This window comes from Amycolatopsis sp. CA-126428 (assembly GCF_002904335.1).
Classification (GTDB): domain Bacteria; phylum Actinomycetota; class Actinomycetes; order Mycobacteriales; family Pseudonocardiaceae; genus Amycolatopsis.
Genome location: NZ_PPHF01000010.1, coordinates 11946 through 31995 on the forward strand (window position 1 = coordinate 11946; position 20050 = coordinate 31995).

Annotated in this window: 19 protein-coding genes; 14 read left to right on the forward strand and 5 right to left on the reverse strand. The window is 71.6% G+C overall.

From position 1 onward, the window contains the following. Nucleotides 1-20: 20 nt before the first annotated feature. Nucleotides 21-1157, forward strand: coding sequence for an ROK family transcriptional regulator (locus tag C2L58_RS01715; RefSeq protein WP_103335223.1), 1137 nt, complete (start codon nt 21-23; stop codon nt 1155-1157). Nucleotides 1158-1504: 347 nt separating this feature from the next. Continuing rightward, the gene (locus tag C2L58_RS01720; RefSeq protein ID WP_103335225.1) at nt 1505-3436 is read left to right on the forward strand and encodes a S53 family peptidase; all 1932 of its coding nucleotides are present in this window, start codon (nt 1505-1507) and stop codon (nt 3434-3436) included. 90 nt (nt 3437-3526) lie between these two features. On the opposite strand, the gene C2L58_RS01725 is transcribed toward C2L58_RS01720, so the two are convergent. Next, complete coding sequence (locus tag C2L58_RS01725) at nt 3527-5047, reverse strand: sensor histidine kinase (protein ID WP_199191064.1); 1521 nt, start codon at nt 5045-5047, stop codon at nt 3527-3529. A 159-nt stretch (nt 5048-5206) separates the two neighbouring features. Here C2L58_RS01725 and C2L58_RS01730 point away from each other — a divergent pair, with 159 nt between their 5' ends. Genes C2L58_RS01730 through C2L58_RS01740 form a run of 3 tightly spaced genes read left to right on the forward strand, consistent with a single transcriptional unit; the run spans nt 5207 to nt 8300 of the window. Continuing rightward, the gene (locus C2L58_RS01730) at nt 5207-6580 is read left to right on the forward strand and encodes a purine-cytosine permease family protein (protein ID WP_103335228.1); all 1374 of its coding nucleotides are present in this window, start codon (nt 5207-5209) and stop codon (nt 6578-6580) included. Between the two features lie 44 nt (nt 6581-6624). Then, entirely contained in the window at nt 6625-7296 is a 672-nt protein-coding gene (locus C2L58_RS01735; protein WP_199191053.1) for an SDR family NAD(P)-dependent oxidoreductase, read from the forward strand. After that, nucleotides 7293-8300, forward strand: coding sequence for an S-adenosylmethionine:tRNA ribosyltransferase-isomerase (locus tag C2L58_RS01740; RefSeq protein ID WP_103335231.1), 1008 nt, complete (start codon nt 7293-7295; stop codon nt 8298-8300). Before C2L58_RS01735 ends, C2L58_RS01740 begins: the two co-directional genes overlap by 4 nt. 141 nt (nt 8301-8441) lie before the next feature. Here C2L58_RS01740 and C2L58_RS01745 read toward each other — a convergent pair whose 3' ends face one another. After that, on the reverse strand, nt 8442-8822 hold the full coding sequence (locus C2L58_RS01745; RefSeq protein WP_103335233.1) for a hypothetical protein: 381 nt from the start codon (nt 8820-8822) through the stop codon (nt 8442-8444). Nucleotides 8823-9030: 208 nt separating this feature from the next. Here C2L58_RS01745 and C2L58_RS01750 point away from each other — a divergent pair, with 208 nt between their 5' ends. The 5 genes from C2L58_RS01750 to C2L58_RS01770 all read left to right on the forward strand — a co-directional run bounded on the left by C2L58_RS01750 (nt 9031) and on the right by C2L58_RS01770 (nt 13043). Next, nucleotides 9031-10083 carry an ABC transporter substrate-binding protein gene (locus tag C2L58_RS01750; RefSeq protein WP_103335235.1) on the forward strand — a complete coding sequence of 351 codons (1053 nt, stop codon included), beginning with the start codon at nt 9031-9033 and terminating at the stop codon, nt 10081-10083. A gap of 19 nt (nt 10084-10102) precedes the next feature. Continuing rightward, nucleotides 10103-10894, forward strand: a complete 792-nt coding sequence (locus tag C2L58_RS01755; RefSeq protein WP_103335237.1) for an ABC transporter ATP-binding protein — start codon at nt 10103-10105, stop codon at nt 10892-10894. Further along, a complete protein-coding gene (locus C2L58_RS01760) occupies nt 10881-11765 on the forward strand; it encodes an ABC transporter permease (RefSeq protein WP_103335238.1) in 885 nt (294 codons plus the stop codon). Before C2L58_RS01755 ends, C2L58_RS01760 begins: the two co-directional genes overlap by 14 nt. 85 nt (nt 11766-11850) lie before the next feature. Next, complete coding sequence (locus C2L58_RS01765; RefSeq protein ID WP_103335240.1) at nt 11851-12228, forward strand: DUF1761 domain-containing protein; 378 nt, start codon at nt 11851-11853, stop codon at nt 12226-12228. Then, complete coding sequence (locus C2L58_RS01770) at nt 12225-13043, forward strand: SMP-30/gluconolactonase/LRE family protein (RefSeq protein ID WP_233225509.1); 819 nt, start codon at nt 12225-12227, stop codon at nt 13041-13043. The genes C2L58_RS01765 and C2L58_RS01770 overlap by 4 nt, the downstream gene beginning before the upstream one ends. 35 nt (nt 13044-13078) lie before the next feature. Here C2L58_RS01770 and C2L58_RS01775 read toward each other — a convergent pair whose 3' ends face one another. Then, a complete protein-coding gene (locus tag C2L58_RS01775) occupies nt 13079-14578 on the reverse strand; it encodes a DEAD/DEAH box helicase (RefSeq protein ID WP_103335243.1) in 1500 nt (499 codons plus the stop codon). Nucleotides 14579-14813: 235 nt separating this feature from the next. On the opposite strand from C2L58_RS01775, the gene C2L58_RS01780 reads away from it, so the two are divergent. From C2L58_RS01780 to C2L58_RS01795, 4 genes are read left to right on the forward strand one after another with little or no spacing between them, the layout of a single operon-like run. Next, the gene (locus C2L58_RS01780) at nt 14814-16520 is read left to right on the forward strand and encodes an acyl-CoA dehydrogenase (protein WP_103335244.1); all 1707 of its coding nucleotides are present in this window, start codon (nt 14814-14816) and stop codon (nt 16518-16520) included. Beyond that, entirely contained in the window at nt 16520-16966 is a 447-nt protein-coding gene (locus C2L58_RS01785; RefSeq protein ID WP_199191054.1) for a nitroreductase family deazaflavin-dependent oxidoreductase, read from the forward strand. The genes C2L58_RS01780 and C2L58_RS01785 overlap by 1 nt, the downstream gene beginning before the upstream one ends. After that, entirely contained in the window at nt 16963-17733 is a 771-nt protein-coding gene (locus C2L58_RS01790) for a 2-keto-4-pentenoate hydratase (RefSeq protein ID WP_103335247.1), read from the forward strand. The genes C2L58_RS01785 and C2L58_RS01790 overlap by 4 nt, the downstream gene beginning before the upstream one ends. 4 nt (nt 17734-17737) lie before the next feature. Next, nucleotides 17738-18151 carry a hypothetical protein gene (locus C2L58_RS01795; RefSeq protein WP_103335250.1) on the forward strand — a complete coding sequence of 138 codons (414 nt, stop codon included), beginning with the start codon at nt 17738-17740 and terminating at the stop codon, nt 18149-18151. A 12-nt stretch (nt 18152-18163) separates the two neighbouring features. Here the strand turns inward: C2L58_RS01795 and C2L58_RS01800 are convergent, their stop codons facing one another. Continuing rightward, complete coding sequence (locus C2L58_RS01800) at nt 18164-19042, reverse strand: SAM-dependent methyltransferase (RefSeq protein ID WP_103335252.1); 879 nt, start codon at nt 19040-19042, stop codon at nt 18164-18166. 68 nt (nt 19043-19110) lie between these two features. Next, a complete protein-coding gene (locus C2L58_RS01805) occupies nt 19111-20040 on the reverse strand; it encodes a helix-turn-helix domain-containing protein (RefSeq protein WP_103335254.1) in 930 nt (309 codons plus the stop codon). Nucleotides 20041-20050 lie beyond the last annotated feature (10 nt).

Here is a 20050-nt window from a genome sequence, read left to right on the forward strand (position 1 = left end):
CAAAAGTCGAAGGGAACGCGATGGCGAGCGCCGGCGAGCTGTTGCAGCTGGTCAGGACCGGGCAGGCGACCACGCGGAAGGCCCTGCAGCTCCGCAGTGGGCTGTCCCGTTCGACGCTGACCGCGCGCTTGGACCGGCTCCAGGCCGCGGGCCTGCTCGCCGAGGGTGGTCAGGAGGACTCCACCGGCGGCCGCCCGGCGCGGCAGCTGCGCTTCGACGACCGGCACGCGGTCGTCCTCGCCGCAAGCATCGACACGACGCACGCCGAGGCCGCCGTCACCGACCTGGCGGGGCGGGTGCTGGCGCGCCGCGCGGGCGCGATCCGGGTCGCCGACGGCCCCGAGCCGGTGCTCGACCGGGTCGCGGAGTGGTTCGAGGCGCTGCGGGCCGAGGGGGGCCGGCCGGTGTGCGGCGTGGGCGTTTCGGTCCCGGGCCCGGTGGAGCCCGGCCGCGCGCGGGTCACCCAGCCGCCGATCATGCCGGGCTGGGACGGCTACCCGATCGACGCCCACCTCGGCGCGCGCTTCGGCGCCCCGGTGCTGGTGGACAACGACGCGAACCTGATGGCGCTGGGTGAGCACCGCGCCCACCACCCGGAGTCGGCGGCGCTGGTCGTGGTGAAGGTGTCGACCGGGATCGGCGCCGGCCTGGTCCTCGGCGGCGAGGTCTACCGCGGGATCGACGGCGGCGCCGGCGACATCGGTCACATCCGCCTGCCGGAGCACCCGGAAGCGCAGTGCCTGTGCGGTTCCCGCGGCTGCCTGGCGGCCGTCGCCGGCGGCGGGGCGCTGGCGGCCCGGTTGACCGAGCTGGGGCTGCCGACGAAGTCCGGCTCGGGTGTCCGGGACCGGATCGTCGCGGGAGAGCCGGCCGCGGTCCGGCTCGCCGAGGTGGCGGGCCGCGAAGTGGGGGAGGTGCTGGCGACCCTCGTCTGCGTGGTCAACCCGGGGGTGGTGGTGATCGCCGGCGACCTCGCGGAACCGCACTTCGTGGCCGGCGTCCGCGAGGTGCTCTACCGGCGGGCGCTGCCGCGGGCGACGCAGAACCTGCGCGTGGAAATCGGCGGCTGCGGCGAAGGAATGGCGGTGGCCGGCGCGGTCGCGATGGTCGTCGACGCCGTGTTCGCCCCCGCGGCGGTGGACCGGCGGCTGGCGTGACGGCCGAAGTACCGCCACCGCCCCCTGTCTTTCGGGCGTTCGGGTGGCGAAGCCCCGGATGCCACGGACTGTCCCGAGTGGACGGAGCAACCGACTTTAGTAGGTGGCGCACGGTCGTCGCCGGTGGTCCGCGGTACCGGCACGAACCGGACCAACCGCGCATAGGGCATGATTCCTCGCGTTTTCCCTGCGACAAATCGGATTTCCGTACCACGGTTAACGCGCGGCGAATTACTGGCCAGATAACGGTTCCGCAAGCACTTCCCCGCGAGCGGAACACCGATCTAGTCTCAGCCGGTGTTCCAAGGCCCGTTTTCTGGGGGCCGCTTTCGAAGAGGGAGATTTCTGTGCGAAGAAGCTCCACCCTGCTCCTTTCGCTCGCGGTGGTGGGTGGCCTGACCGGCACCCTGCCGGCGACGGCGTCCGCGCAGGGGCGTCAGGACATTCCGCAGTCGCACCCGTTGTGGGCGAACGCGCAGGCGAAGGTCGCCGACACGGCGCCCGCCGCGAAGCTGAGCTTCCGGGTCTACCTGAACCAGCGCGACAACGCCGGTGCCGAGGCGCTGGCCCAGGCCGTGTCCGACCCGGACAGCAAGACCTACCGCCAGTACCTCAGCCCCGACCAGGTGCGCGACCGCTTCGCGGCCAGTGACGCGACCGTCAGCGCCGTCAAGGCGTGGCTGACCGGCAACGGCTTCAGCGTCGGCGAGGTCCCGTCGAACCGCGCGTACGTCGAAGCCACCGGCACCGCGGACCAGACGGAAAAGGCGTTCGCCGTCGACCTCGGCAAGTACCGGGTCAAGGGCCAGACGCTGCGCGCCGCCGACAAGAACCTGTCGGTGCCGGCGAACCTGGCCGGCGACGTGCTCGGCGTCGTCGGTGTCGACCAGGCGACCAACCTGTTCAAGCCGGACCACGCGACCGGCTCCGGCACGCCGTCGGACGTCGCGCCCGGGCCCGGCTTCCGCAACGCGCCGCCGTGCAGCGCCTACTACGGCGAGAAGATCGACACCACCGATCCCGCCTACAACGGCAAGCAGCTGCCGTACGCCCCCTGCGGCTACACACCGGCGCAGCTGCGGTCGGCCTACGGCATCGACAAGCTCGGCGCCGACGGCAAGGGCACCACGATCGCCATCGTGGACGCGTTCGCCTCGCCGACCATCTATTCGGACGCGAGCACGTACGCGAAGAAGAACGACCCGCAGCACCCGCTGAAGCAGAGCCAGTTCAAGCAGCACGTCTTCCCGGCGAACCCGGTCCTCGAGCCGCCGGACCAGTGCGACGCGGCGGGCTGGTACGGCGAGGAGACCCTTGACGTCGAGGCCGCCCACGGTCTCGCGCCGGGCGCCGACATCCTCTACGTCGGCGGGGAGTCCTGCGAGGACAACGCCCTCGACGTGGCGCTGAACTACGTGGTCGCCGGCCACAAGGCCGACATCGTGTCGAACTCCTACGGCGACACCGGCGAGGACATCCCGGCCGACGAGGTCAAGGTGTTCAACCAGATCTCGCTGCAGGCGGTCCTCGAGGGCATCGGCGTGTACTTCTCCTCGGGCGACAACGGTGACGAGGTCGCGCGCCTCGGCACGCCGTCGCCGGACTTCTCCGCCTCGGCGCCGTGGATCACCGCGGTCGGCGGCACGTCCATCGCCATCGGCAAGGACGGCAAGAAGATCTTCGAGACCGGCTGGGAGACCAGCAAGTCGGTCCTGACCAACGGCGTCTACGGCCCGGCCAACTACACCAGCGGTTCCGGTGGCGGCACGAGCCGCCTGTTCGAGCAGCCCTTCTACCAGAAGGGCGTCGTCCCGGACGCGCTGGCGAAGAAGAACCAGACCGGCAACAAGAAGGGCCGCGTCGTCCCGGACATCTCCGCGGTCGGCGACCCGAACACCGGCTTCCTGGTCGGCCAGACGCAGACCTTCCCGGAGGGTGCGCACTACGACCAGTACCGGATCGGCGGCACGAGCCTCGCGTCGCCGGTGTTCGCCGGCATCATGGCGGTGGCCGACAGCTTCGACCACTTCCACCACGGCTTCATCAACCCGGTGATCTACAAGCTGACGTCCCGCACGCCGGCGATCACCGACGTGAAGCACGTGGACGCCGCGGTGGCCCGCGTCGACTACGCGAACTCGGTCGACGCTTCGGACGGCCTGCTCCGCTCGGTCCGCACGCTGGACTACCAGGGCCTGACGATCCACACCACCCCCGGCTACGACGACGTGACCGGCCTCGGTGTGCCCAACGGGCTGCTGTTCCTGCTGCTCGTCTAGCGCGGTTCGCGAAGTCTGCCGCGGCTCGTCGTGAGTGGTAAGGAGGGTTCTAACCCTCCTTACCACTCACGACCCCGGCCGCGGCAGACTTCACGGCTTTCCGGCGCCGAGGGGGATGACCGCCGTCACCGCCGTGCCCCCGGCCCCGCTGGCGACGTCGAGCTCCCCGCCGAGTGCCTGCACCCGGTCGCGCAGCCCGGCCAGCCCGGAACCGCCCTCGGCGTCCGCGCCGCCGACACCGGCGTCCCTCACCTCGACCCGCAGCTGCGCGCCCGTCACCTCGATCCGCACGTCGGCGCGGTCGGTCCGGGCGTGCTTCAACGCGTTCGTCAGCGCCTCCGACGTCACGAAGTACGCCGTCGCCTCCACCGCCGCGTCCAGGCGGGGCACCGTGCCGACCGTCAGGGCCACCGCCATCGGGCTGCGGGCGACCAGCGAGCGGACCGCCGCGACCAGGCCCGCCTCGGTGAGGATCGCCGGGCGGATGCCGCGGGCCAGCTCGCGCAGCTCGGTGATCGCCGTCTGCAGCTCGTCCACCGCGCCGGTGAGCAGGGCGCGGATCTCCGGCGGCAGCTCCGCGCCGGAGCGGCGGCCGGCCATCCGCAGCAGCAGCACCACGCTGACCAGCCGCTGCTGGGCGCCGTCGTGGAGGTCGCGCTCGAGCCGGCGGCGCTCCTCGTCCCCGGCCGCGACCAGGCGTGCCCGCGACGCGCGCACCTCGGCCAGCCGCTGCTCCAGCTCGGCGGTGAGCCGCTGGTTGTCCAGCACCAGCCCGGCGGCCGCGTTGAGCGCGTCGATAGACCGGCTGTCCTTCCACACCTCGTCGTCCTGCACCAGCGCGGCCAGCCCGGTGCCGTCGCGCTCCAGCAGCAGCCGGATCATCTCGGCGTTGCCGACCCGGGCCCGCATCACCCCGGCCAGGAACGCCAGCGGCCACAGGCAGAACAGGATCCGGTACGCCTGCAGCAGCGGGCCGGACAGCGGGTGCGCGTCGCCGAGCGCCGTGCCCGCCCCCGACGTCAGCGCACCGGCCAGCGCGATGACCACGACCGGGGACAGCAGCCGCCGCTGCGGCAGCCGCCCGGTCAGCCACCGGTACAGCAGCACGACGACGACGCCCGCGCTGATCGCCGTCGCGGCCAGCTCCAGGGCGCGGTCGGCGAAGGTGCCGCTGCCCGGCCAGAGCGCCAGCAGGTCGCGGGGGTCGTCGTCGACCAGCAGCCCGAGCACGCCCGAACCGAGCACCACCAGGTAGGCCGCGGCCACCAGCAGCCGTTCCCAGCGCGAGCGGAGCCGGCCGTGCGGGAAGGCGAGCACCAGGTGCGCGATGACCGGGCTGGACGCGGCGCGCAGCGGCACGGCGATCGTGTACAGCACCGGGTCGCGCGTGAACTGCAGGTCCTCGAGGAACAGGGCAACTCCGGCGAGCGCGATGAGCACCCCGATCGGGTTGGCCGGGCGCCGCACGTGCGCGACCGCGCCCGCGAGGAGGAAGAGGAACCCGGTCGTGGTGCTGAGCGCGGTGTCGAGCGCGGAGTGCGAGCCTTCGCCGGCTTTGAGCGCCAGCGCGACCACGCCGAGCACGCACCCGGCGGCGAGCAGCCCGGTCATCGCCGACGTCCGCGGGTGCTGCACTTCGCGACCTTCCCAGGTGGGTCTTGGCGGTGGTGGGGAGCAGTCCGGCAACGGCTAACCGTGATTCGTCCGTTCGGGCCGTCGCGTTACACCACGCGGCTGCGCTTTAGGGTGATCGGCGACGAGAGGCGGAACATGAGCGGACACGGTCTGGACGCCGAAGTCTTCGGCGGGCGGATGCCCACCGGCGGGCGCGACCTGGCGATCGAAACCCACGGCATCGCCCCGGTGCCGGCGGACAACCGGTTCGGGCGCCCGTGGCGGCTGTTCAGCGTGTGGTTCGCGCCGAACCTGACGATGACGGCGGTGTTCACCGGCACCCTCGCGGCGTCGCTCGGTCTCGGGTTCTGGACCGGCCTGGCCGCGATGCTCGCCGGCACCGTGCTCGGGTCGCTGCCGGTGGCGTACCTGTCGACGTGGGGGCCGCGCACCGGGACCGGCCAGCTGCCGCTCGCCCGGCTGCCGTTCGGCGGCGGCGTCGTGCTGCCCGGCCTGGTGCAGTGGCTCGGCTCGATCGCCTGGGACGCGCTGGTCGGCCTGTTCGGTGGCGAGGCGCTGGCCGAGCTGACCGGGCTGCCGTTCTGGGTGGCGGTGCTGATCGTGCTGGTGCTGCAGTGCGCGCTCGGCGTGTTCGGGTACGCGCTGATCCACCGCGTGCAGGCGGTGATGAGCGTGCTGCTGGTGCTCGCGTTCGCCGCGCTCGCCGTGAAGGTCCTTTCCGGACACCCGATCGCGGGCGCCGACACCGCGTCCGGCGCCGATCTGGCGGGCGGCGTCGTCCTGTTCACGACGATCACGTTGTCGCTGGCGATCTCCTGGGCGCCGTACGCGTCGGACTTCAGCCGCTACCTGCCCGTCGCTGCTTCGTCACGGGCGGTCTTCTGGGCGACGCTGCTCGGCCTCGTCGCCTCCTACGCGATCGGCGAAGGCCTCGGGCTCGCGCTGGGGTCCTCGCTGGGTGACCAGACGGCGGCGGGCGTCGCCCACCTGCTCGGCGGCGGGTTCCTGGGCGCGCTGGCGCTGGCCGTGATCGCGCTGGCGGCGGTGTCGTCGAACGCGATGAACGACTACAGCGGCTCGCTCGCGCTGCAGACGGTCGGCGTCCGGCTGCGGCGCCCGGTGTCGGCGGTCGTCGTCACCGTGCTCGCGTTCGCGCTGATCCTCTGGATGCACAGCGGCGACCTCTCGGCGAAGTTCGAAAACGTGCTGCTGTTCGTCAGCTATTGGATCCCGCCGTTCCTCGGCGTGGTCGTCCCGGACTGGCTCGCGCGCACCCGCGGCGGCCGGCGCGTGGACGTCCTGGCGTCGGTTTCCGTGCGGCCCTGGGCGGCGGTGGTGACCTTCCTGGTGGGGTTCGGCGCCGCGGTGCCGTTCATGAACACGTCCCTCTACACCGGACCGGTCGCCGCGGCGCTGCACGGCGCGGATCTCGCGTACTACGTCGGGCTCGTCGTTTCGCTGGCAGCGTATTTCCTGCTGCGCGGCCGGTCTCCGGTTGACCTCAAGTAATATAGAGGTTTCAGGATGGGGTGGTAACCCTCGAAGGAGGAACCATGCCCACCGCACTCGTCACCGGCGCTTCCGCCGGGCTGGGCCGCGCGCTCGCGGCCGCCCTGGTCCGTCGCAAGTGGACGGTCATCGGCGACGGCCGCGACGCGGCCGCGCTGGCTTCGGCGGCCGGCGAGGCCGGCTTCACGGCCGTCCCCGGCGACGTCACCGACCCGGCCCACCGCGCCGCGCTCGCCGACGCCTGTCCCGAACTCGACCTGCTCGTCAACAACGCCAGTGCGCTCGGCGTCAGCCCGCTGCCGCCCCTGGCGCGCTACCCGGTGGCGGACCTGGAGGACGTCTACCGCGTCAACGTCTTCGCGCCCCTTGCGCTGACCCAGCTCCTGTTGCCCGCCTTGACCGCGGCGCGCGGCGTCGTGATCGACGTCAGTTCCGACGCCGCCGTCGAGGCTTACGAGGGCTGGGGCGGCTACGGCTCCGCGAAGGCGGCGCTCGATCAGGTGACCGCTGTCCTGGGCGTGGAACACCCGGACCTGTCCGTGTACGCGATCGACCCGGGCGACCTGCGCACGGCGATGCACCAGCGCGCGTTCCCCGGCGAGGACATCTCGGACCGGCCGCTGCCGGAGACGGCCGTCCCGGCGTTCCTGAGGGTGCTCGACGAGCGTCCGCCGAGCGGCCGCTACCGCGCGGCCGACCTGCTGGTGACGGCATGAACATCCGGTTCGACCTGCCCGCGGAGCTGTCGGCGTCGGCCCCGCCGGAGGCCCGCGGCCTGTCCCGCGACGAGGTCCGCCTGCTGGTCGCGTCCCCGGCGGGCGTCCACCACACGGCGTTCACCGGCTTGGGCGAGCACCTCCGCCCGGGCGACCTGCTGGTGGTCAACACTTCGGGCACCCTCCCGGCGGCGGTCGACGCCCGGCGCAACGGCCGCCCGATCACGGTCCACTTCGCCACACCGCTCGACGACGGTTCGTGGGTCGTCGAGCTGCGCGCACCGGCCGGCCCGCTGCTCGACGGCCGTCCGGGCGAGCGCCTTTCCCTGGCCGGCGACGCGTCGCTGACGTTGCTGGCCCCGATGGTCCCGGGCGCAGTGCGGCTGTGGCGGGCGGAGGTGTCGGTGGAGGTGCGTGCGCTGCTCGCGGCGGCGGGCCGGCCGATCCGCTACGGGTACGTCCCGCGGGCCTGGCCGCTGTCGGACTACCAGACGGTGTTCGCCCGCGAACCGGGCAGCGCGGAGATGCCCTCGGCGGCGCGGCCGTTCACGCCGGAGCTGGTGACCCGCTTGGTGACGGACGGGGTGTTGTTCGCCCCGCTGCTGCTGCACACGGGAGTGTCCTCCCCGGAGGCGGCGGAGCCACCCCAGGCGGAGCGGTACCGCGTCCCCGCGACGACGGCGGCGTTGGCCTCGTGGGTCAGGGCCCGCGGAGGCCGGGTGATAGCGGTGGGCACGACGGCGGCCCGGGCACTGGAGTCGGCTTTCCACGGCGGCGTCCTCGTCGCGGCCGAGGGCTGGACGGAGCTGGTCCTGGGCCCGGACCGCCCGGCGCGGGTGGTGGACGGGATCGTCACGGGCCTGCACGCCCCGGAGGCATCGCACTTGTCGCTGCTGGAGGCGGTGGCGGGCGCGGAGGTGGTCCAGCGCGCGTACGAGGCGGCGGTGGCGGAGCGGTACTTGTGGCACGAGTTCGGCGACGTGTCGCTTCTGCTGCGCCGCTGATGGTCGAGCAGCCCCGCCACTCCCAGGGGGGCGTCCCAGGACCAGTCTATCGGCCACCCCCGCCAAAAACCCCGAAAACCTCTCCCACCCCCACAGTTGTCCACAGCCCCACCGACCTGTGGACAACCCCCCATCAAACCCTTACTGACCAGCCGAAACCCGCCGCCGCGACCGGATCAGCCCGGCAACGACGACCACCGCCACCCCCAGCCCCACACCGCTGACGATCGACGCCACCAAGCTCGCCGTCGCGGTCGCCAACCCGAACGCCCCGCCGAGGTACACCGGAATGGAGATCGCCACCGGCAGCCAGTTCCGCAGCGTGAAGGCCCGGTCCGACGCCACCCACAACACCAGTGTCACCGCCGCGGCGGTGACGACCGGGATCGCCCACACCACCGAGCTCGTCAGCGCGTCCATGCCCAGTGACCTGAGCCATTCGAACGACGCCTGGCCCAGCCCGATGAACAGCACGACCAGCGCCACGCGGACGCCGGCGGCTCCCTGGCCCCTGCTCGTCATGTCTTCCTCCCGAATCCGTGGTCCACCCTGTACCACGTCCGGGTGACGCGAGCGGTTGCCCGGTTTGGCGACTTTCTCCCGGGCTCTAAGCGCCGCGGCCGCCGATGTCAAGAAATCTCACCAGGATTCCCGGGATGCGGATGGCTATGCGCCTGAGTGGGTGACCGTGCGAACCTCGCCCCCGACACCGACGAAAGGCGATGCTGACGTGCGCACCCCTCGAAGATTCCTGGCCTCGGCGCTGGCCGCCCTGACCGTCATGGGCGTGCTCGCCGGCTGTTCGCGCGCCGACAGCAGCGCCGCTCCCGCCGCGAACCAAGGTGCCGCCGGCGAGGTCCGGGTCGGGTTCTTCCCGAACGTCACGCACGCGCCCGCGCTCATCGGCGTCAAGAAGGACTTCTTCAAGAACGAGCTCGGCTCGACCAAGCTCACCACTCAGACCTTCAACGCCGGACCCGACGAGGTCAACGCCCTGCTCGGCAACTCCCTCGACGTCGCCTTCATCGGCTCCGGCCCGGCGATCAACGCCTTCACCAAGTCCAAGGGCGCCATCCAGCTGATCTCCGGCGCCGTCTCGGGCGGCGCGCAGCTGGTCGTCAAGCCCGACATCACCAGCGTGGACCAGCTCAAGGGCAAGAACATCGCCACGCCGCAGCTGGCCAACACCCAGGACGTCGCGCTCAAGAAGTTCCTCGCCGGCAAGCAGCTGACCGACCAGGTCAAGATCACCAACCTCGACAACCCGAAGACACTCGACGCCTTCAAGAAGGGCGAGGTCGACGGCGGCTGGCTGCCCGAGCCGTGGGCGTCCCGGCTGGTCCTCGACGCCGGCGCGAAGGTGCTGGTCGACGAGAAAACCCTGTGGCCGGGTGGCCGCTTCCCGACCACCGTCGTCATCGTGCGCAGCGAGTTCCTGCAGCAGCACCCGGACACCATCCGCGCACTGCTCAAGGGTGAGCTCGCCGCCATCGACTGGGCCAAGGGCAACCCGGCGGACGCGAAGACCGTGGTCAACGGCGCGCTCAAGGAGCTGGCCGGCAGTACCCTGAGCGCAGCGGTCCTGGACCGCGCCTTCTCCGGCATCGAGCTGACCACCGACCCCGTCGCCGCCGAATTCCCGCAGCTCGCGCAGGACTCGGTGACGGCCGGCGTGGTGAAGTCCGCGGTAGCGCTGAAGGGCTTCGCCGACTTCGGCCCGCTGAACGAAGTGCTGAAGGCCAAGAACCTGCCCGCCGTCGACGCTCCCGAACTGACCAAGTAACTCGAGAGGCAGCCCAGCGATGACCACGACCCTCCCGGCGGGCCGGAGCAATGTCACCGGCGCGACCGCGGTGCGTCTCGACGGCGTGCGCAAGACGTTCGGCACCGCCGGCCGCGCGGTCGTCGCGCTCGACGGCGTGGACCTGACGGTCGCGCCCGGCGAGTTCGTCTGCCTGCTCGGCGCGTCCGGCTGCGGCAAGAGCACGCTGCTGAACCTGGTCGCCGGGCTGGACGCGCCGTCGGCGGGGGAGATCACGCTGAACACCTCCCGGCCGGCGGTGATGTTCCAGGAAGCCGCGCTGATGCCGTGGCTGACCGCGGCCCGCAACGTCGAGCTGCCGCTGCGGCTGGCCGGGTTCGGCCGCGCCGAGCGCCGCGAAAAGGCCGCCGAGCTGCTGGACCTGGTGCGGCTGAACGGCGCGGGCGGCAAGCGGCCGCACGAGCTGTCCGGCGGGATGCGGCAGCGCGTCGCGCTGGCCCGCGCGCTGGCCGCGACCCTGCGCGTCGGCGGCGACCCGGAGCAGGCGCTGCTGCTGATGGACGAGCCGTTCGCCGCGCTCGACGCCATCACCCGCGACGTCCTGCAGGGCGAGCTGCTGCGCGTCTACCGCAGCACTGGCACGTCCGTGCTGTTCGTGACGCACGACGTGCGCGAGGCCGTCCGGCTCGGCCGGCGCGTGGTGCTGCTGTCGTCGCGGCCCGGGCGGGTCGTGCGCGAGTGGGCGGACGTGCCGCTGGCCGACGCCGAGGAGCTGACCGAGGAAATCACCGGGCACCTGCGCGAGGTGATCAGCACCCATGCCGCAGCTTGACCGGTCCGCCGAAGCCGACCTGGACGCGGTCGGCGCCGGACTGGATTCGCTCGACGCCCCCGTCGGCGACCGCCGGCCGAGCTTCTGGAAGCGGTTCGCCTGGGGGTTCCTGCCGCCGCTGGGCGCGCTCGTCGTGCTGGTCGTCGTCTGGCAGCTCCTGTGGGCGGCCGCCTTCTGGCCGGAGTCGCAGCTGCCGTCACCGGCCGCGGTGTGGGGCGAGTTCCGGAGCATCGTCGTCGACGGCAAGGTGTTCGGCTTCGTCTGGACGTCGGTGCACCGCGCGGCGCTCGGCTTCCTCGCCGGCGTCCTCATCGGAACGCCGCTCGGCCTGGTGGTGGCGAAGGTCCGCGTGGTGCGCGCGGCGATCGGCCCGCTGCTGACCGGGCTGCAGAGCCTCCCGTCAGTGGCGTGGGTGCCGGCGGCGATCCTGTGGTTCGGGATCAACGACGCGGCGATCTACTTCGTGGTGCTGCTCGGCTCGGTGCCGTCGATCGCGAACGGCCTGGTGTCCGGCATCGACCAGATCCCGCCGATCCTCCCGCGGGTGGGCCAGGTGATGGGCGCGAACCGGCTGTCGTCGGCCCGGTACATCCTGCTGCCCGCCGCGCTCCCGGGCTTTCTCGCCGGGCTCAAGCAGGGCTGGGCGTTCTCGTGGCGCTCGCTGATGGCGGCGGAGCTGATCGCGCTGTCCCCCCAGCTCGGCATCGGCCTCGGCGCGTACCTGAACCAGGGATCGTCGTTCAACAGCATGGAGACGGTGATCGCGGCGATCTTCCTGATCCTGCTGGTCGGCGTGGGGATCGAGCTGCTGGTGTTCCGCCCGCTGGAGCGCGCGGTGCTGCGGGCCCGCGGGCTCACCTCGTCGCTCTAGAAAGTTTTCCGCTCGGATGTCGAAGCCGGGCCTTCGGCGCCGACGTCTCCTTCGCAAGCGGTTGTGACGAGCGGAGGAGCGGACAATGGTGATCGCCGTGGTGGTGGCGTCGGTGGCGGCGTTCGTGGTGAGTTCGGCCTGGTACACCGGCTTCGGACGGGTGTGGGCCCGCCTCAGCCCGGCGGGCGCTACGGCGCGGCCGTCACCGTGGCGGATGGGCGCGGAGTTCGCCCGGACCCTGGTGCTGGTGGCGGCGTTCGCGCTGCTGGCCGGTGCGGCCGGCGTCGAGGGCGTGCCCGGCGCACTCGGCTTGGCGCTGGTGGTCTGGGCGGGGTTCCCGGTGGTGATCTTGGCGGGATCGGTGCTCCACGAGCGCGTCCCGGTCGGCCTGGCGGCGTTGCACGCGGGCGACTGGCTGGTGAAGATCGCCGTGGTGGCGGTTCTGCTGGGGGTGTGGCGATGACGGCGGTGTTGCTCGAGGGAGTCGCGTTCGGCGAGTCCCCGCGCTGGCACGAGGGGCGGCTCTGGTTCGCCGACTGGCTGGCCCACGAAATCGTGGCGGTCTCCCCGGTGGGGGAGCGCGAGGTGGTGTTCCGCGCGGATTTCCCGACGATGCCGATGTGTTTCGACTTCCTCGGCGGGCAGCCGGTGATCGTGTCTTCGTCGGACGGACTCCTGCTGCGCCTCTCGGAGTCCGGCCTGACCACGCACGCCGCCTTGGGCGGCACCGGGTTCAACGAGATTGTGGCGACGGGAGCCGGAGGCTGCTACGTCAACGGGGGCGGCTTCGACCTGATGGCCGGTGAGCCCTACCGGCCGGGGGCGATCCTGTTCGTCTCCCCGGAAGGCGCGGTCCGCCCGGTGGCGGAGGACATCGCCTTCGGCAACGGCATGGCACTGACCCCGGACGGCGCAACCCTGATCGTGGCCGAGTCGTACGCGAACCGGCTGACGGCGTTCTCGGTGCACCCGGACGGCGGCCTGACGGACCGCAGGGTGTGGGCGGACCTCGGCGAGGGGGTCCCGGACGGCATCGCCCTGGACGCCTCGGGCGCGGTGTGGGTCTCGGACGTGCCCCACCGGTCATGCACCCGGATCCGGGAGGGCGGCGAAATGATCGAGAAGCTGACGTTCGATCGAGGGTGCTTCGCGTGCGCGCTGAGCGAGGACACGTTGTACGCGGTCGTCCAGGAGTGGCGCGGCCTCGACGGAGTGGGCGACGCGGAGAACCGGACGGGACAGATCCTGACCCATCCGGTCTCCGTCGGCCGCGCTTAGCCGGTCACCCGGTCAGCGCGGCGTCCTGACGTTGCTCAGCGAGGGCGGCGGCCGCCGGCCCGGGTGCCGGACGAAAACGCCGCCGCGCCACCACTGCGGCGACCACCGGTCGCCGGGGCGGCCGATCGGCCGGTGCCCGCGGCCTTGGTCGCGCCACCGGCCCTGCGGTTGCCTCCCGAGCCGCCCCGGCTCGAGGCAGCCGAGCGCGGCTGCTGGTCGTCCCGCCGCGGCTGGCCGTTCGCCCGTGACCGCTGTCCGCCGCGGTTCTCCTTCGGCGTGGCCGGGGCGCCCCGGCGCCCGCGGCCGCTTCCCGGCGCCGCGCCCGTGGCGGACACCTTCTTCGGCCGGTTGTCCACCGCCGGGGCCTGCGAGAACGTGCGCTCGCCCGGGGCCAGCTCCGCCAGCAGCGGGTGACCCGGGCCGAGCTGGGTCGTCGTCGGCTTGATGCCCGCCTTGCGGGTCAGGTCACGCACGTCGCGGACCTGCGCGTCGGTCATCAGCGTCACCACCGTGCCCGACGCCCCGGCGCGCGCCGTGCGGCCGGACCGGTGCAGGTACGCCTTGTGCTCCACCGGCGGGTCCGCGTGGATGACGAGCCGGACGTCGTCGACGTGGATGCCCCGCGCTGCGATGTCGGTCGCGACCAGTGTCTTCGCCGTGCCCGACGAGAAGGCTTCGAGGTTGCGCGTGCGGGCGTTCTGCCCCAGGTTGCCGTGCAGTTCCACGGCCGGGACGCCGGACGCCACCAACTTGCGGGTCAGTGCCTTCGCGCGGCTCTTCGTCCGGGTGAACACCAGCGTGCGGCCCGGCGCCGCGGTCAGGTCGACCAGCACCGGCAGCCGGTGGGTCTCCTCGAGGTGCAGGACGTGGTGCTCCATCGTCGACACCGGCGACTGCGCCGAGTCGACGCTGTGCGTGATCGGGTCGGTCATGAAGCGCTTGACCAGCACGTCGACGCCGTTGTCCAGGGTCGCGGAGAACAGCATCCGCTGCCCGCGCGAGGGCGTCTGGTCCATGATCCGGCGCACCTCGGGCAGGAAGCCCAGGTCGGCCATGTGGTCGGCTTCGTCGAGGACGGTGATCTCGATCGCGTCGAGCTTCACGTGGCCGGAGCGCAGGTGGTCGGCGAGCCGGCCGGGGCAGGCGACGACGATGTCGACGCCGTCACGCAGCCGCGTGATCTGCGGGTTCGCGCTGACGCCGCCGAAGATGGTGGTCGTCTTCAGGCCCAGCGGCTTGGCCAGCGGCAGGATCGAGGCCTCGATCTGCGTCGCGAGCTCGCGCGTCGGCGCCAGGATCAGCGCGCGCGGACGGCCCGGCTTGCGCCGCGTCGGGCCCGCGGCGAGGCGGGCCAGCAGGGGCAGCACGAAGCCGTAGGTCTTGCCGGAGCCGGTCCGGCCGCGGCCGAGCACGTCACGCCCGGCGAGGGTGTGCGGCAGGGTCGCCGCCTGGATGGGGAAGGGCTCGGTGACGCCCTGCGTGGCCAGCGCGGCCACGAGCGGGGTGGGCAGGCCGAGTTCAGCGAAAGTGCTCATAAGTGCGTGCGGGCGCCACTGCGCCCTGGTCTCCGTAATCTGAGAAGGGTTGTCCTGCCCGGCGCAGACCGGTCAACGGCCGCGGCGCGTGGTAGTCGACAACAGCAGCGGGCCGAGGCAGAACTGAGCGGCCCGCATGATCAGTATAGCTGGCGAGGGTGACGTAGCCCCAGTGAGATTGCCCGCACTCGCGCGGCCTTGCTAAGTTACCGGTCGGTAATCGAGGAGGACCCCCATGCTGCTGAACCCGCGCGAGTACGACCCGGCGCACTTCGACGCCGAGACGCGGCGCCTGCTGCGCGCCACCATCGACTGGTTCGAACAGCGCGGCAAGGCGAAGCTGACCGAGGACTACCACGCCCGCACGTTCTACGCGGACTTCCTCGAGTTCGCGGGCAAGGAAGGCCTGTTCTCGACCTTCCTGACGCCGGCCGCGAACGCCGGCGGCCACCCCGACAAGCGCTGGGACACCAGCCGCGTCGCCGCGCTGTCGGAAATCCTCGGCTTCTACGGGCTGAACTACTGGTACCCGTGGCAGGTCACCATCCTCGGCCTCGGCCCGGTGTGGCAGAGCGGTAACGACGTCGCCCGCCGGCGCGCGGCCAAGGCGCTGGACGCCGGTGGCGTCGGCGCCTTCGGACTGTCCGAAAAGGACCACGGCGCCGACATCTACTCCTCGGACATGGTCCTGACGAAGGACGGCGACGGCTACCGCGCGACCGGCTCGAAGTACTACATCGGCAACGGCAACTGCGCGCGCACGGTGTCGGTGTTCGGCCGGATCGACGGCGTCGAGGGCCCGGACCAGTACGTCTTCTTCTACGCCGACTCCGAGCACCCGGACTACCACGTCGTGAAGAACGTCGTGCCTTCGCAGATGTACGTCGCCGAGTTCCGGCTCGAGGACTACCCGGTGCACGCCGAGGACATCCTGCACGTCGGCGCCGAGGCCTTCAGCGCCGCGCTGAACACGGTCAACATCGGCAAGTTCAACCTCTGCTTCGGCGGCATCGGCATGGCGACGCACTCGCTGTACGAGGCCATCACGCACGCGCACAACCGCGTCCTCTACGGCAAGCCCGTGACGGACTTCCCGCACGTCCGGCGCGAGTTCGTCGAGGCCTACACGCGGCTGACCGCGATGAAGCTGTTCTCCGACCGCGCCGTCGACTACTTCCGCAGCGCGAACCCCGACGACCGCCGCTACCTGCTCTTCAACCCGATCACCAAGATGAAGGTGACCACCGAGGCGCAGAAGGTGATCGGCCTGGTCGCCGACGTCGTGGCGGCCAAGGGCTTCGAGGCCGACACCTACCTGGCGATGTCCAAGAACGACATCGACGGCCTGCCCAAGCTCGAGGGCACGGTGGCCGTGAACCTGGCGCTGATCGCGAAGTTCATGCCGAACTACCTGTTCGCGCCGCAGGAGTACGCGCCGGTCCCGACCCGCACCGACGCCGTGGACGACGAGTTCCTCTTCCGCCAGGGCCCGGCGCGCGGCCTGTCGAAGGTCCGGTTCCACGACTGGAAGACCGCTTACGCCGAGGCTGCGCACATCCCGAACGTCGCACTGTTCACCGAGCAGGCCGGTTACCTGGTCAAGCTGCTCACCGAGGCGGCGCCGGACGAGGCGCAGCAGGCCGACCTCGACTTCGGGCTCGCGCTGACCGAGCTGTTCACGCTGATCGTGTACGGCCAGCTCGTCCTGGAGCAGGCCCGCATCACCGGCCTGGACGACGAAGTCACCGACCAGATCTTCGCGGTGCTGGTGCAGGACTTCAGCGTCGCGGCGGTGGACCTCAACGGCAAGGCGAGCTCGACCGAGGCCCAGCAGGCGATCGCCCTCGCCGCGCTGCGCAAGCCGGTGGTCGACGCCGCGCGGTTCGAGAACGTCTGGGCGCGGGTGCGGGAGCTTTCCGGGGTCTACGCTATGCAGCCGTGATGGCGCGAAAGTACCGGCTGGGTGTCATGCGGAAAGCGGCGAACGTCCTGGTGACGGCGAGCTTGGAACGCGGCATCCCGATCGCGGGGAGCACCGGGTGGCTGCTGACGACGCGCGGGCGGCGCTCCGGCGCCGACCGCACCACTCCGGTCAACGTCGTCGAAGTCGGCGGCGACCGCTGGCTGGTGTCGCCGTACGGGCAGGTCGGCTGGGTGTACAACCTCCGCGCCGACGCCACCGCCCGGTTGTGGCGCGGCCGCACCCGTGAGACGTGGGAGGTCGAGGAGGCCGACGCCGCGACCGCCGGCCCGGTGCTGCGCGCGTACGTCCGCAAGCTCCCGGTGACGGCGCCGTTCTTCGACGCCAAACCGGGCGACCCGGCGGAGACCTTCGCCGCGGAAGCCGATCGACACCCGGTGTTCCGGTTGGCAAGATCGCGGGCGTGAAGCGAGAGCGGGCGGCGGAGCTGATCTGGGACGCGTGGCTGACCGGCAAGCGGCTGGATGGCCTCCCGGACGACGCCCGCCCGTGCGACCTCGCCGAGGGCATGGCGGCGCAGGCGGCGCTCGCCGAGCTGGCCGGGCCGGTGTCCGGCTGGAAGATCGCCGCGACCACGGTGTACGCCCGGCAGTACCTCGACGTCCCCGGCCCGCTGCCGGGCGCCATGTTCGAGCGGTTCCACCACGTCGCGGGTGCCCCGGTCCCGGCGGACACCATGACCATGGGCGTCGCGGAACCCGAGTTCGCCTTCCGGCTCAAAGCCGATCCGGGATTGTCGCCGTCGCTGGCGGCGATGCTCGACGCGGTGGACACGATGTTCCTGGCGATCGAGCTGCCGGACAGCCGCTACACCGACCACCGCCACGCGGGCGGCCCGCAGCTGCTGGCCGACGCGGCGTGCTCGGGCCGCTTCGTCGAGGGCGGCCCGGTGCCGGGGTGGCGCGACCTCGACCTGCCCCGCCGCCCGGTGGTCCTCCACGCCGACGGCGAGGAGTTTTCCCGGGGCAGCGGAAGCTTGGTCCTGGGCGACCCGCGCCTGGCGCTGCACTGGCTGGCGATGGAGCTGCCCCGCCACGGCCGCGCGCTGCGCCCGGGAGACATCGTGACGACGGGAACGGCGACCCCGCCGTGCCCGATCCGGGCGGGCGGTCACGTGGTGGCGGACTTCGGCGGACTGGGCAGTGTGGAAGTGAGGTTCACGCCGCTAGAGTGACCGGGTGCTGACGTTCCGTGCCGGTTTCGTCGTGCTGGCGATCGTCGTGGCGGGCCTCGACGCGGGCTTCTGGGAGTTCGCGCACGGCCCCCACCCGATGCCGCCGCGCATCGGCTTCCTGGTCGCGTTCGTGCTGCTGCTGGCCCTGCTGGCGGCGGCCGCGGGGGTGGTGCGCTGGGAGGTCGCGGTGCCCCTGGCCGCGGCGTCGACGTCGGGCCTGTTCGTCGTCGGCGCGGCCGCGATCTTCAGTGTCGGCTTCGGGTTCCTGCTGGCGGCGGTGGTGGAGGCGGCACTGGTCCGCCACCTGGTCCTGGCCGCGTCACCGACCGGCTGGCGCGGCGGACCGGGCGTCATCAGCTCGGCCGCGGCGGTGGTGCCGGCCGTCTTCTTCGCGGCCGGCCTGCTCTTCCTTCGCTGACGCGGCGTCCGGTCACTCCTTCCGGGCCGCGCCGGCCAGGACGATGGACTGCTTGGCGTCGTCCAGGTGCGGTGTTTCGTCGGTGATCGTCGCCTCGTCGGGGTGCCACTGGGGCGTCCACACGAGGCCCGGTTCGACCATCCGGAAGTCGCCGAACAGTTCCCGGATCTCCCGCGCCGTCCGCCAGATGACCGGGCTGCCCGACTCGGCGTACATCGTCTTGATCCGGTTCAGCATGGCGAGGGACTCGGGCGGGATGCCCTCGCCGGTGACGTGGGAAATGCCGAGGTAGGAACCCGGCGCGATCAGGTCGCGGTACGTGCGGACGAGTTGCGGCCCGAGATCCTCGGACGCGGGGCTCCCGGGGGCCGGCAGCTGCTGGATGTGGAGGACGGCGATCATCAGCAGCCCGACGGGCTCGTCCAGGTCGATCACGCCCGTCTCCGCGATCTTCTCCCACAGACCGGCGGGATCGCGCAGGTCGGCGTGGATGGCCGTGTGCCGGTCTTCGTCACCGTACTGCCGCAGCAGGCTCCGGGAGTGCGCGACGGCCACCGGCTCGTGGTCGACGTAGGCGACCCGCACCTGCCCGGGCGCCACCTGTTCGGCCACTTCGTGGGCGTGACCCATGGTCGGCACCCCGGACCCCAGGTCGACGAACTGCCGGATCCCCTGCTTGGTGAGGTACCGGACGAGCCGGTGCAGGAACAACCGGTTCGACCGGGCGATCGGGCGCAGGATCGGGAACTCGTGCAGCAGTTTGTCCGCGAATTGGCGATCGATTTCCCAGTTGGCGTCACCGCCGAGGAAGTAATCGTAGATCCGGGCGACGCTCGGCCGGCTCAGATCCACTCCGGCCGGCGGGAACCGTTCGCTCCCCGTGGTTGTCATCTTTCGCTCCCCGATAGCGTTGGCGACAGGAACATTCTATTCGGCGTCTTCGCGGGCACCGACGGGCATCAGGGTGACCTCCGGTGCCGATCGAGGGCTTTTTCCAGAACAGCGCGTGTCTGCTCGGGATCGTAGGCGGATCGGTGCAGGCGGTCCCAATGGTCGTACAGGCGGCTCAGATCGAGTCCGCCCGGATCGGTCGTGATCAGGGTGCCCAGGACTTCGCTGTACCCGAGGGTCGGTTCCGGCTCGGCGAATTCCATGATCGTGAAGTCGGGGTCGACGTGCAAACGACTCGCGAAGGGAACCACGCGGATGTCGATGTTGGGATTCCGTTTCACCAGGTCGAGGAGGTGTTTCAACTGGTCGATCGCCACGTATTCGTTGACGGTCACGCACTGGACGACGCGTTCGACGGCGCTTTCACTGATGAGGAACTCGTAGCGGCAGCCGGGATTTTCCGTGAAGGCCCGGATCGTCCGCGCGGAGCGGCCGGTGATGGCGTCGGCGATGTCGTCGACATCGTGCTCGAAGAACTGCGCGATCATGTAGCTTTCGGCTTGCAGCAGCCCCTTGAGCCGCTCGCCGGTCCAGCTCCGGATCCTGGTCGCGGATGGTTCGGACACCAGGATCCGGTGGAACCACGGCGCACCCTTTTCGGCCAGGTCGCGGTTCCGCTTTTCCCGCCCGCGCTCGTTGACGCCGTTCAGCCGCAGGAGTTCGGCTCGTTCCTCCTCGGTGGCGTCCAGGCCCGGCAGGATCTTGAGCAGGACGCCGGCGCTGAGCGCGTAGCCCTTTTCCAGGCGGCTGATCATGGTCTGGTGGTAGCTGACCTTTTCGGCCAGCTGCTCCTGCTTCAGCCCGGCTCGTTTGCGCAGCACGCGCACCTTGAGCCCGAGTTGCCGGCGCAACTCGTTGTCGTCCGGTGAGTCCGGTGATGAGGAGGGCGGCCGCGCCACGTCAGGTCGTCCAATCGGGAGGCGTGAAGCCCCGATCATAGTAGCCGTC